The sequence below is a fragment of the Thermohalobaculum sediminis genome, assembly GCF_023487995.1.
GTDB lineage: Bacteria > Pseudomonadota > Alphaproteobacteria > Rhodobacterales > Rhodobacteraceae > Thermohalobaculum > Thermohalobaculum sediminis.
On the sequence record NZ_JAMFKN010000002.1, the window covers coordinates 133353 to 145509 of the forward strand.

Annotated in this window: 10 protein-coding genes; 7 read left to right on the forward strand and 3 right to left on the reverse strand. The window is 68.1% G+C overall.

The features are described from left to right. Window positions 1-43: 43 nt before the first annotated feature. The 3 genes from M1105_RS04565 to M1105_RS04575 are packed head-to-tail and all read right to left on the reverse strand — an operon-like array spanning window position 44 to window position 2858. On the reverse strand, window positions 44-1183 hold the full coding sequence (locus M1105_RS04565; RefSeq protein WP_249579166.1) for an extracellular solute-binding protein: 1140 nt from the start codon (window positions 1181-1183) through the stop codon (window positions 44-46). Window positions 1184-1203: 20 nt separating this feature from the next. Beyond that, on the reverse strand, window positions 1204-1989 hold the full coding sequence (locus M1105_RS04570) for an ABC transporter permease (protein WP_249579167.1): 786 nt from the start codon (window positions 1987-1989) through the stop codon (window positions 1204-1206). Beyond that, complete coding sequence (locus M1105_RS04575) at window positions 1989-2858, reverse strand: ABC transporter permease (RefSeq protein ID WP_249579168.1); 870 nt, start codon at window positions 2856-2858, stop codon at window positions 1989-1991. Before M1105_RS04575 ends, M1105_RS04570 begins: the two co-directional genes overlap by 1 nt. A gap of 328 nt (window positions 2859-3186) precedes the next feature. Here M1105_RS04575 and M1105_RS04580 point away from each other — a divergent pair, with 328 nt between their 5' ends. From M1105_RS04580 to M1105_RS04610, 7 genes are all read left to right on the forward strand, one after another. Next, a complete protein-coding gene (locus M1105_RS04580; RefSeq protein ID WP_249579169.1) occupies window positions 3187-5238 on the forward strand; it encodes an ABC transporter substrate-binding protein in 2052 nt (683 codons plus the stop codon). Window positions 5239-5337: 99 nt separating this feature from the next. Further along, a complete protein-coding gene (locus M1105_RS04585) occupies window positions 5338-6345 on the forward strand; it encodes an ABC transporter permease (RefSeq protein WP_249579170.1) in 1008 nt (335 codons plus the stop codon). 9 nt (window positions 6346-6354) lie between these two features. Then, window positions 6355-7542 (forward strand): ABC transporter permease, encoded by a 1188-nt coding sequence (locus tag M1105_RS04590; RefSeq protein ID WP_249579171.1) that lies wholly within the window; start codon window positions 6355-6357, stop codon window positions 7540-7542. Continuing rightward, on the forward strand, window positions 7539-8549 hold the full coding sequence (locus M1105_RS04595; RefSeq protein WP_249579172.1) for an ABC transporter ATP-binding protein: 1011 nt from the start codon (window positions 7539-7541) through the stop codon (window positions 8547-8549). Before M1105_RS04590 ends, M1105_RS04595 begins: the two co-directional genes overlap by 4 nt. After that, window positions 8546-9580 (forward strand): ABC transporter ATP-binding protein, encoded by a 1035-nt coding sequence (locus tag M1105_RS04600; protein WP_249579173.1) that lies wholly within the window; start codon window positions 8546-8548, stop codon window positions 9578-9580. Before M1105_RS04595 ends, M1105_RS04600 begins: the two co-directional genes overlap by 4 nt. Before the next feature lie 6 nt (window positions 9581-9586). Next, on the forward strand, window positions 9587-11092 hold the full coding sequence (locus M1105_RS04605; protein WP_249579174.1) for an alkaline phosphatase family protein: 1506 nt from the start codon (window positions 9587-9589) through the stop codon (window positions 11090-11092). 72 nt (window positions 11093-11164) lie between these two features. Beyond that, complete coding sequence (locus M1105_RS04610; RefSeq protein WP_249579175.1) at window positions 11165-12148, forward strand: LysR family transcriptional regulator; 984 nt, start codon at window positions 11165-11167, stop codon at window positions 12146-12148. The last annotated feature ends 9 nt before the right edge of the window (window positions 12149-12157 follow it).

Genomic DNA, 12157 nt, shown 5'->3' on the forward strand with positions numbered 1-12157 from the left:
AGGCGGTCGCGGCTCGGCGGCCGGGACCCGTGGCGGACGGCGGTCAGTAGCCCTTCTGCACGCGGCCGAAGGTCTTGGACCATTCCTGCTCGTTGCCGTTCCAGTAGGCCGGATTGGCGAAGGTCAGGCCCGAGAGGGTGCCGGTGGGATCGAAGGCCGGCAGCGTCGGAATCTTTGCGCCGAGGTCCACCTTCTGCGGGTCGAGCGCGGGCGGGTAGTTCTGCCCCTCGGCTACGGCGATCGAGGTCGCGGGGTCGAGCATGAAGTTCAGCAACTCCTCGCACTCGGCCATCGGCGAGCCCTTGATGACGAACAGGCATTCCTGCCAGCCATAGCCGTTCGGCGGATCGACATAGCCGATGTCGTGGCCCTGCTCCTGCAGCGCGTAGATGCGGCCCGACCACCCTTCGGTGACGTAGATCTCCTCCTCGGCCAGCAGGCTCATCAGCTCCGCCCCCGAGCCCCAGTATTTCAGCGCGAGGTCGCGGTGCTTGCGGATCGCGTCCCACACCGCGTCCATGTCGGTGGCGTTGTTGGGATCCTGCCCGGTCTGCAGCGCCGCCATCCAGATGCGCGTGCGCCAGTCGGCCCAGCCGCCGATCTTGCCCTTGCGCGTCTCGTCGATCAGCAGCGAGGCGCCCTTCGCCTTCGCCTCGTCGTCCGAGATGTGCTTGCGGTTGTAGGCGATCCCCGTGGTGCCATAGTCGTAGGGCACCGCCGACAGCGCGCCGCCCGAGTAGTCCGACAGCACCGTCACGAGCTTGGGGATCACGTAGTCGAGGTTCGGGATGTTCGCGCGGTTCAGCTCGGACGACAGCCCCAGATCGTGGTAGCGGGCGTAATCGAACACGCCCGACAGATGCGCGATGTTGTATTCGCCCGGCTGGCCGGCCTTGACACGGCTCAGATACTCGTCGCCGCCGCCGAAGGTGCCGTCGATGACCGTGACGCCCGTCTTGGCGGTGTAGGGGTCGAAGGCGTGCTTGCGGAACGCCTCGGACACCACGCCGCCCCAGCCATCGAAGCGCACCTCGCCGGCCGCCGCCAGCGCGTGGCCGGCGAAGGGGGTGCGCACGCCGTAGGCCAGCCCCGCCGCGCCGATCAGCCCGAGGAAGCTGCGACGGTCGAGGCCGCCATTCAGATACCGCTCGCGGAGCCGCTCGTAACGCCTGGTGTGGTCCATCGTCGTTCTCCCTGTTGTGGTCATCTGGTTCGTGCGCCAAGGCGCCGCGCGATGGCGGCGCCCAGCAGTGGCAGGCCGACGGTGAGCACGATCATCACCGTGCCCAGCGCATTGATCTCGGGGCTGATCGAGTTGCGCAGCATCGCGAAGATCTGCGTCGGCACCGTCTCGACTCCGCCGGGCTTCCAGAACAGCGTGCCGGTGATGTCGTCGAAGCTGATGGTGAAGGCGAACAGCATCCCCGCGAAGATGGCGGGCGCGAGCAGCGGCAGCGTCACCGCGAAAAAGGTCTGGCGCGGCGAGGCGCCGAGCGACAGCGCCGCCTCCTCGACGTCGCGGCGGATGCCGACGAGACGCGCCTGCACCACCAGCACGACGAAGGGCAGCGTGAAGATGACATGGCCGAGCAGCAGCAGCGCGAAGCTCTTGGGCATTTGGAGGAAGCGCAGGAACAGCAGGAGCGCCACCGCCAGCACCACCTCGGGCACCAGGATGGGCGCGATCAGCACCGTCGAGACGAGGTTCTTGCCCCGGAAGTCGTAGCGCACCAGCGCGAGCGCGGCGAGCACGCCCAGGGTGGTCGAGATCGCCGCCGTCAGCGCGCCCAGCAGGAACGACACCCGGAAGGCGCGCAGGATCGCCTCGTTGGCCCACAACTCGCCGAACCAGCGCAGGCTGAGCCCGGTCATCGGGAAGGCCCCGAATTGCGATGCGTTGAAGCTGAGCAGCACCACCACCGCGACCGGCAGGAACATGAACAGGTAGACCACGACGGTCCAGATGCGGATCAGCGCCCAGCCCGACATCAGCCGAACCCCCGGGCGATCTGGCTCATGCCGACGAAGTGGTTGTAGAGCGCGACCAGTGCGCCAAGGATCGCCAGCAGCATCAACGACAATGCCGAGCCGAGCGGCCAGTCGAGCTGCGTGATGATCGCCTCGAAGACGAGGTTGGCGAACATCGCGTCCGTGGGCCCGCCCAGCACCAGCGGCGTGATGTAGGTGCCCGCCGCTAGCACGAAGCACAGAAGGCCCCCGGCGGCGAGCCCGGGCAGCGACAGGGGCAGCGTCACCTCGCGGAACGCCTGCCAGCGGGTGGCGCCCAGCGAGTTCGCGGCCTGCTCGAGCGTCTCGTCGATGCCCTCGAGGCTCACATAAACGTTGAGCACCATGAAGGGCAGCAGGAAGTGGACGAGACCGAGGATCACGGTCGCCTCGTTGTAGAGCATCTGGATCGGCTGGCCGATCACGCCCATCGCCAGCAGTGCCGAGTTGAACGCCCCCGACACGCCCAGGATGTTGATCCAGCTCATCGTGCGGATGATGTAACTGACCCAGAAGGGCAGCATGAGCAGCAGCAGCAGGATCGCCCGGTTCGCCTTCGAGCGCGCGATGAAATAGGCCGCCGGATACCCCGCCAGCGCACAGACCAGCGTCGTGATAGCCGCGATCCTGAGCGTGCCGAGCAGGATGTCGCGATAGAAGGGATCGCTCAGCGCCTCGGCCCAGTTGTCGGTATGGAAGCCCGCGATGTCCGCGCCGGTCGCCGTCCTCAGCCAGAACGAATAGACGGCGATGAAGGCGAGCGGCACCAGCAGCAGCAGCGCCACCGCCGTGAGCGCGGGCGCGAGCAGGATCCAGGGCTGCCGGGCTTCCCTCGTCTCGACCGTCGCCATGCGCCGCGACTCCTCCGCGCAACTGCAACGCGAAGGGTGGCGGGCAGCGGATCATTCCTCAAATACATAATCGAAATATCCAACATTGATGAAATGAATGCATCGCGCCACCGGGTCGCGAGGCACGCCGGCGCCCGTCCTTCCGCGGCCTGCAGCCGTGGCGCCCGGCCCGGCGCCGAATGTTCGGATCGCTTGACTCGCGTCGCGCAACTTCGACAAAGTGACGGCGGGGAAAAATCCACTGTAAAGAAACCGTTAAGATCCTCCAAGAACATCGCAAAAATCATCAGGCATGCCGTTGCGGCAGTATCCCAACAAGGAGGTCGTAATGAACATTCGGACGAGGACGCTGATGCTGGGCGGGGTCGCCTGGACCCTGCTCGCGGCAGCGGCGCAGGCCGCCTGCCCGGCGATGACCGTCGAGGACATGAAGGGCGTCGCCGCGGGGAAGTATCCGCAGCAGTATGAACTCTCGGAGTTCCAGTCGCTCGCCAACTGCACGCTCGCCTTCAGCGAGAATCCGGCGATCGGCGATCTGAACAAGATGATCCGCGGCAATCCCGCGCTGCCGCCGCTGGCCGAGCGCCTGCCCGAGGAGCCGCTGGTGGTCGTGCCCTATGCCTCGATCGGCAGGTATGGCGGCACGCTCGATGCGCTGTCGAACGCGACCGAGGCGGGGACCTCCGACTTCCTGTCGACCCGCCACGTCAACCTCGTCCGCTACTCCGACGACCTGCAGACCATCGTTCCCAACGTCGCCAAGGACTGGAGCTGGAACGACGACTACACCGAGCTCACCTTCTTCCTGCGCAAGGGCCACAAATGGTCCGACGGCGCGCCCTTCACCGCCGAGGACGTCAAGTTCTGGTATGACAACCTCGCGCTCGACCCGAAGGTGAACGAGAAGCCGAAGGACTATGTGCTGGTAGGCGGCGAGCGGATGACGGTCGAGGCGGTGGACCCGCAGACCGTGGTTTTCAAGCTGCCCGCGCCGAAGCCCGGCCTACTCGCCCATTTCGCCACCAGCTTCGCGCAGGGCTTCCAGCCGAAGCACTTCCTCGGGCAGTTCCACCCGGACGTGAACCCGGATGCCGACAAGAGGGCGCAGGAGCTGGGCTTCGAGAACGGCTATGCCGTGATCATGTCCTATTTCGGCAATTCCGACTGGACCGACACGCCCTCGCCGATGCTGAACGCGCCCGACAAGGTGGCGAAGATGCCGGCCGACGCATTGCCGACGCTTGAGAGCCACTTCCTTGTGCGCGAGACGACCGAGGGGCGCCACTTCGTCGCCAACCCCTACTTCTTCATGGTCGACACCGCCGGCAACCAGCTCCCCTACATCAACGAGCAGGACGAGCTCTACGCCAACGACCGCGAGGTGCGGCTGCTCAAGCTCATCAACGGCGAGGCGGACTACAAGTCGCAGTCGCTGCAGCTGTCGGACGCGCCGCTCCTGCTCGAGAACCAGGAGAAGGGCAACTACTCGGTCCAGCTCAAGCCCAAGATCGCGATGCATGCGATCTCGTTCAACACGACCTCCGAGGATCCCGCCAAGCGCGCGGTCTTCGGCGACCTGCGGTTCCGCAAGGCGATGTCGATCGCGATCAACCGCGAGGAGCTCAACAACGCCGCCTATTTCGGCGAGGGCACGATCCAGCAGTATGTCGGCTTCTCGCCGGCACCCGAGTTCGTCGATCCCAAGTGGCTGAGCTTCGCCACCGAATACGACCCGGCGGGCGCTAAGGCGCTGCTCGACGAGGTCGGCGTCGTGGACAAGAACGGCGACGGCTTCCGCGACCTGCCCGATGGCAGCCCGCTGGTTCTCAACCTCCAGTTTGCCACGCAGGGTATCGCCGGACAGGTGGTCGAACTGCTCGGCCAGCACTGGTCCGAGGTCGGCATCAAGAGCACGGTCAAGGAGATCACGCCCGACGAGTACCGCTCGGCCCAGTCCTCGAACCAGCTCGACGTCGGGCTGTGGGAGAAGGGCCAGCCGCTCGGCATCATCATGGGCAACAACGAGCTCTGGGTGCCTCCCTTCGAGAACTACTTCGCCCATCGCGTCGGCATGCTGTGGGCCGAATGGGTCGACTCGCAGGGCGCCAAGGGCGTCGAGCCGCCCGACTACGTCAAGCAGCTTATCGCCGACATCAACGCCTTCCAGTCGACGCCCTCGGGCACCGACGAGTTCAAGGCGCTTGGCGCGCGACTGGTCGAGAACATGACCGGGAACCTGCTGTTCATCGGCACGGCGCTGACGCCCGATCCGATCTATCACAGCAACAAGCTCGGCAACTTCCCGGAGTTCAAGACCGCGTCATACGAGTACTACCGCACGTTCCCCTACCGGGCGCACCAGTGGTATCTCGACGAGTGAGCGCCCGCCGGGCCGCCGACTGACCATGGGGCGGGCATCCCTTGCCCGCCCCGACCGGTATCCGCGACGCGCGCGGAGCGAGCGAGACGAGCGCCTGTCATGCTGCAGTTCATCCAGTTCGCGCTGACCCGTGCCTTCATGGCGCTGGTGACGCTGCTCACGGTCTCGCTGATCGTCTTCACCCTGATGGAAATGGTGCCCGGCAGCTGCGCCGAGCGCTACCTCGCCTTCAAGAACACGCAAGGCGCGCAGATCACCATCGACGACATCGAGGCCGAGGAACGCCGCCTCGGGCTCGACCGCCCCTTCGTCGAGCGCTGGGGCAAATGGGTCGGCAACGTGTTCTTCCGCGGCGAGTTCGGCGACAGCTGCATCCTCCGGCTCGACATCAACCAGCTTCTCGCCGACAAGTTCTGGATCTCGCTGGGCATCTGCATGGCGGCGCTGCTGCTGTCCTACATGATCGCGATCCCGGTCGGGATATATTCGGCCAGCACCAGCAACGCCGTCGTCAACAACGGGCTGAGATTCACCAGCTATCTGGGGCTCGCGCTGCCGAACTTCCTGCTCGCGCTGATCATCATGCTGATCTCGACGGTGCTGTTCGGCGACTCGCTGACCGGGCTCTTCTCCAAGGAGTTCCGAGATGCCGCCTGGAGCTGGGAGAAGTTCCAGGACTTCCTGTCGCGCGCGTGGCTGCCGATCTTCATCCTCGGCTGGTCGGCCACCGCCTTCGCGCTGCAGACGGTGCGGGCGCTGATGCTCGACGAGATCGGCAAGCTCTACGTCACCGCGGCCTCGGCGCGCGGGGTGACGGGCTCGCGGCTCCTGTGGCGCTATCCCGCGCGGCATGCGCTGGGGCCGGTGGTCAACTCGCTCGGCTTCGACCTCAACCGCATCTTCAACGAGCTGCCGATCGTCGCGCTGATCCTGACGCTGACCGAGGCCGGCGCGCTGCTGTTCGAGTCGCTCGCCCGCTCGAACGACCAGCAGCTGGCGGGGGCAATCATCTTCCTGCTGACCGCCAGCATCGTGCTGCTCAATTTCCTCACCGACATCCTGCTCGCGCTGCTCGACCCGCGCGTGCGGCGCGGCCTGATGGGGTAAGACATGCTGATGAGCCTGCGGAAGCGAGAGACCGGCGTCGACCAGCGCGCCAAGGAGGCGTATTTCACCGCCTCGCAGGGTCAGCTCATCTGGGCCCGATTCCGCTCGAACCGCACCTCGATGATCGCGGGCTGGGCGCTCGTGATCATGATCCTGATGGGGATCTTCGCGCCGTTCCTCTCGCCTTACGACCCCACCATCGCCGGGCGCGACAAGGACTACGAGAACGGCGCGCCCCAGATCCCCCGCTTCTGGGACGAGAACGGCTTCTCATTCCGCCCATTCATCTACGCCACCGAGCGCGAGCGCTCGATCAAGACAAACTTCCGCTGGGTGGTGACCGAGAACCGCGACAAGCGGCTCTATGTCCATTTCTTCGTGCGGGACTGGGAATACACGCTCTTCCACCTGAACTGGGATCTGCCCGGCGACCGCTTCGACGTGGACGTGGCGCTGATCCGCTCCGACATCCACCTGTTCGGCGTCGAGGGCGGCAAGATCCACCTGTTCGGCACCGACGCAAGCGGCAAGGACATCTTCAGCCGCACGCTGCACGCGATCTGGACCTCGCTGGCGGTGGGCACGCTGGGGGTTCTGATCTCGTTCGTGCTGGCGCTGGTGATCGGCGGCGTCGCGGGCTATTTCGGCGGCTGGATCGACAGCGTGCTGCAGATGGTCACCGACGCGATCCGGACGGTGCCCTCGATCCCGCTGTTCATGGCGCTCGCGGCCTTCATGCCCGATCACTGGAGTTCCGAGACGCGGTTCTTCTTCATCTCGATCATCCTCGGCGTGATCGGCTGGCCCACGCTCGCGCGCCGAATACGAACGCATCTGCTGACCGAGCGCACGCAGGAATACGTGCTGGCGGCGGAGCTGTGCGGGGCGTCCTCGCCGCACGTGATCCGGCGGCACCTGCTGCCCAGCTTCACCAGCTACATCATCGTCGACCTGATGATCTCGTTCCCCTACATGGTGCGCTCGGAAACTGCGCTGTCGTTCATCGGCCTGGGGCTGAAGGACCCGGTCAACTCGCTGGGCGCCCTGATGCAGAACGTGAGCCAGGCCGACGTGCTGCTGAACTACCAGTGGTATTTCATCCCCGTGATCTTCTTCGTGGCGCTCGTGCTCGCCTTCGTATTCGTTGGCGACGGGCTGAGGGACGCGGCCGACCCCTATTCGGGGACCAAGAAATGACCAAGCCGCTCGTCTCCGTGCAGGACCTGACCATCCGCTTCCGCACCGACGAGGGGCTGGTGACCGCGGTCGAGGACGTCGCCTTCGACATCGCGCCGGGCGAGGTCCTTGGCCTCGTGGGCGAGAGCGGTTCGGGCAAGTCCGTGACCGCCAAGGCGCTGATGCGGCTCAACGCCGGCAACACGCGCTACGACCCGGCCTCGCGCATCGTGCTGAACCTGCCCGAGGGCGAGGTCGACGTGCTGGGGCTGAAGCGCGAGCGCGACATGATGGTCGTCCGCGGCGGCGCGATCTCGATGATCTTCCAGGAGCCGATGGCATCGTTCGCCCCCGCGATCACCGTGGGCGAGCAGATGGTCGAGCAGCTCTTGATCCACACCTCGCTGACCAGAGCCGCGGCGCGGGACCTGTCGATCGAGATGCTGGCGCGCGTCGGCATCCCCGAGCCCGCGCGCCGCTTCGGGCAATACGCCTTCGAGTTCTCGGGCGGCATGCGCCAGCGCGCGATGATCGCCATGGCGCTCTCGACCCGGCCGCGGCTGCTGATCGCCGACGAGCCCACCACCGCGCTCGACGTGACGATCCAGGCGCAGGTGCTCGACCTGATGAAGGACCTGGTTCGCGAGTTCGGCATGGCGATCCTGTTCATCACCCACGATCTGGGCGTGATCGCGCAGACGGCCGACCGCGTCGCGGTGATGTATCTCGGGCGGATCGTCGAGAAGGGGCCGGTGCGGCAGGTCATCCGCGCGCCCGCGCACCCCTACACGCTGGGGCTCCTGAACGCGCTGCCCAGGCTCGACGATCTCGACGCCGAGCTCACCCCGGTGCCGGGCGACATCCCTTCGCCGCTCGAGCGCCCGCACGGCTGCGTGTTCCACACGCGCTGCCCGGTCGCGATCGCGCGCTGCCGCGAGGAGGTCCCGCCGAACAGCGTGCAACCCGGCGGGCGGCAGGTCGCCTGCCATCTCGTCGCGGCCGAGGCGCCCGCGGAGGCCGTCGGATGACCCCGCCCGTGATCGACGCCCGCGACCTCTCGGTCCGCTACACCATCGGCCATGGCCTGCTGACGCCCAAGGTGCACCTCAACGCGGTGGACGGCGTCTCGCTGAGGATCGAGCGCGGCAACTTCTTCGGGCTGGTGGGCGAGAGCGGCTCGGGCAAGACCACGCTCGGCCGCGCGCTCCTGCGCGCCGCACCGATCAGCGGGGGCGAGGTGATCTACCAGGACAGCGAGGTCCGCTACGACCTCCGCAGCCTCGCCAAGCCCCAGCTCAAGGACTACCGCAAGCGCGCGCAGCTGATCTTCCAGGACCCCTATGCCGCGCTCTCGCCGCGCATGACCGTGCGCGACATCATCGCCGAGCCGCTCGAGGTGATGGGCCTCACCGCGAGCCGCGAGGAGACGGATGCCCGCGTGCGCGAGATCGCGGCGAAATGCCGGCTGAACCTCGAACACCTGCGCCGCTTCCCGCATGCCTTCTCGGGCGGGCAGCGCCAGCGCATCTCGATCGCCCGGGCGCTGGTGTCGGGCCCGCGCTTCGTTGTGGCGGACGAGAGCGTGGCCGCACTCGACGTGTCGATCCAGGCCGACGTGCTCAATCTGCTCAAGGCGATCCAGCGCGACATGGGGATTTCGTTCCTGTTCATCAGCCATGATCTCTCGGTGGTCGCGCATGTCTGCGACCATGTGGCGGTGATGTATCTGGGGCGCCTGGTGGAATCGGCGCCGACGCGGGCGCTGTTTTCCCGGCCGCGCCACCCCTATACCTCGGCGCTCCTCTCGGCGATCCCCTCGCTCGACCCCGACGATCGCGGCAGCGCCGAGAAGCTGGAGGGCGAGATCCCCTCGCCCACCGCGCCGCCGCCGGGCTGCAAGTTCCACACCCGCTGCCGCTTCGCGCGCGAGCGCTGCCGGGTCGAGGTGCCGGCGCTGCGCGAGATCGGGCCCGAGCACGTCACCGCCTGCCACTTCGCAGAGGAGTTCGACTTCACCCGCGCGCACGGGCCCGCGCATGCCGGTGCCGCGGGCGGCTGACGGGCGATGGAGCGGGGCAACGTCCTTTTCGTGACCATCGACCAGATGGCGGCCGAGGTGCTCGACGGGCCGCTCGCGGCCTTCGTGCCGACGCCCGCAATCGACCGGCTGCGCGCCTCGGCCACCAGCTTTGGCGCGCATGTCACCGTCACCGTTCCCTGCGGCCCGGCGCGGGCGAGCCTGCTGACGGGGCTCTACGCGATGAACCACCGCTCGATCCGCAACGGCACGCCGCTCGCGCGCCATCACGCGACGCTGGCGGGCGAGGCGCGACGGGCGGGCTACGAGCCGCTTCTGCTCGGCTATACCGACACGACGCCCGACCCCGCCGCGCTGGACCCCGAGGACCCCGACCTGCTGAGCTACGAGGGCGTGGCGCCGGGCTTTCGCGAACTGGTGGAGATGCGCTTCGATGACGGGCTGGAATGGCCCGCTTACCTGCGCGCCAAGGGCTACGCCTTCGACCTCGACCGCGGCGCGCCGGTCTCGGGCGTCTACCGGCCGTGCGCCACCGGCAACAGGCCGCGCCCCTCGGACCCCGCGTTCTACCGCGCCGAGGACAGCGACACGGCCTATCTGACCGACCGGACGCTGCAGGCGCTCGACATCCGCCGCGATGCGCCCTGGTTCGCGCATGTCACCTACATCCGCCCCCACCCGCCGCTGGTCGCGCCCGAGCCCTACAACAGGCTGATCGCGCCGGGCGACCTGCCTCGGCCCGACCTGGCGCGACCCGCCCACCCCTTCCTCGACGCCTGGTTCAGCGCGCCCGCCGTGCGGGGCCTCTACTGGGGCTTCGACGGCGACTGCGACGCCCTCCCGGCCGAAACGGTGGCCGAGTTGCGCGCCGTCTATCTGGGGCTGGTGGCCGAGGTCGATCACCATCTGGGGCGGCTGCTCGACTGGCTCGACGCGACCGGGCAGGCCGGGCGCACGCTGGTGGTGCTGACCGCCGATCATGGCGAGATGCTGGGCGCCAAGCGCATGTGGGGCAAGGAGAGCGTGTTCGACCCCGCCTTCCGCGTGCCGCTGGTCATCCGCGACCCGCGCGCGGCCGGCGGCGCCGGGCGGCGCGTCGATGCCCTGACCGAGTCGGTCGATGTCGCGCCCACGATCCTCGACTGGATCGGCCGCGCGGCGCCCCCGGCGATGGATGGCCGCTCGCTCCTGCCGCTGATCGCGGGCGCGACGCCCCCCGACTGGCGCGATGCGGGCTTCATGGAGGCCGATTTCGGCCACCCGCAGCGGCCGACCCGCTTCCAGCGCCATCTGGGCCTCGCGCCCGAGCAGGCCGGCGTCGCGATCCTGCGCGAGCGGCGCTGGAAATACGTCCATTTCGGCGGCGGCGTGCCGCCCATGCTGTTCGACCTCGAGGCGGATCCGACCGAGACGCGCAACCTTGCCGATCTGCCCGCCCACGCCGCCGAGGTCTCGCGCCTGCGCCAGAGGCTGATCGACCGGATGACCGAGCGGCGCGACCGCAGGCTCACCCATCTGTCGCTTGGCGCGTGACCCGGCGCATCGCTGCCCGGCATTCTCCGAATCAATGATTGAAAGCCCCTCATCGTTCTGGAAAATGGCGCCATGTCCCAGCGCCACGACCCCGGCGAGCGCCTCGCCCGCGATCTCGACTGGAACCTCCTGCGCACCTTTGTCGCGGTGGCCGAGGAGCGCAGCATCACCCGCGGCGCCGAGCGGCTGCGGCTGAAGCAACCCACCGTCTCGAACGCGCTGCGCCGGCTCGAGGACCGGCTGGGCCGGCGCCTCGTCGACCGGGGGCCGGGGCGCTTCCGGCTGACCGAGGCGGGCGAGGTGCTCTATCGCGAGGCGGTCGACATCCACGGCGCGATCCACCGCCTCGGCATCGCCTTGCGCGACGTGGGCGAGGAGATCTCGGGCCATGTGCGCATCATGATGGCAAGCCACGTGGTCTGCCCGCTGTTCGACGAGGCGCTGGCGGGCTTCCACAAGGCCCATCCGCGCGCGACCCTCTCGATCGAGGTCAGCGCAAGCCGCCTCGCCATCGAGGCCGTCGCCGCCCGGCGGGCCTCGTTCGCCGTCTGCCTCGTCGCCGAGAAGAACCCGCGCCTCTCGTACCGGCGGCTCTTCCGCGAATATTTCGGCCTGTTCTGCGGCCCGCCGCACCCGCTGTTCGGGCGCGAGGGACTGGCGATGGCCGATCTCGAGGGGCAGTCCTCGGTGTCGTTCGTCACCGACAGCATTTCGGACGCGCTGCGCAATGTCGCGATCCTGCGCGCCTCGGCCCGGCTCGACGACCGGGTGGTGGCAACCTCGTCGCATCTCGAGGAGGTGCGGCGCATGATCGTCGCTGGGCTGGGCGTGGGGCCGCTGCCGATCCACGTCGCCGCCCGCGACGTCGCGGCCGGCCTGTTGTGGCGCCTGCCGCCTTATGACGACCCGCCCGAGATCGACGTCCACGTCGTCTGGCACCCCCGCGCGCGCCGCAACCGCGCCGAGGAGGCGCTGCTTGCCCGCATCCTCGCGCAGATCGACGCCGTGCCGATCGAGGCGCGCACCTACCGCGACGCCCTCGCGCCCGGCGGCTGATGGGCAGGG

Excerpts from the sequence above, each read along its gene's own strand:
- M1105_RS04565 (WP_249579166.1), bottom strand. The coding sequence starts at position 1,183 with ATGGACCACACCAGGCGTTACGAGCGGCTCCGCGAGCGGTATCTGAAT.
- M1105_RS04570 (WP_249579167.1), bottom strand. The coding sequence starts at position 1,989 with ATGTCGGGCTGGGCGCTGATCCGCATCTGGACCGTCGTGGTCTACCTG.
- M1105_RS04575 (WP_249579168.1), bottom strand. The coding sequence starts at position 2,858 with ATGGCGACGGTCGAGACGAGGGAAGCCCGGCAGCCCTGGATCCTGCTC.
- M1105_RS04580 (WP_249579169.1), top strand. The coding sequence starts at position 3,187 with ATGAACATTCGGACGAGGACGCTGATGCTGGGCGGGGTCGCCTGGACC.
- M1105_RS04585 (WP_249579170.1), top strand. The coding sequence starts at position 5,338 with ATGCTGCAGTTCATCCAGTTCGCGCTGACCCGTGCCTTCATGGCGCTG.
- M1105_RS04590 (WP_249579171.1), top strand. The coding sequence starts at position 6,355 with ATGAGCCTGCGGAAGCGAGAGACCGGCGTCGACCAGCGCGCCAAGGAG.
- M1105_RS04595 (WP_249579172.1), top strand. The coding sequence starts at position 7,539 with ATGACCAAGCCGCTCGTCTCCGTGCAGGACCTGACCATCCGCTTCCGC.
- M1105_RS04600 (WP_249579173.1), top strand. The coding sequence starts at position 8,546 with ATGACCCCGCCCGTGATCGACGCCCGCGACCTCTCGGTCCGCTACACC.
- M1105_RS04605 (WP_249579174.1), top strand. The coding sequence starts at position 9,587 with ATGGAGCGGGGCAACGTCCTTTTCGTGACCATCGACCAGATGGCGGCC.
- M1105_RS04610 (WP_249579175.1), top strand. The coding sequence starts at position 11,165 with ATGTCCCAGCGCCACGACCCCGGCGAGCGCCTCGCCCGCGATCTCGAC.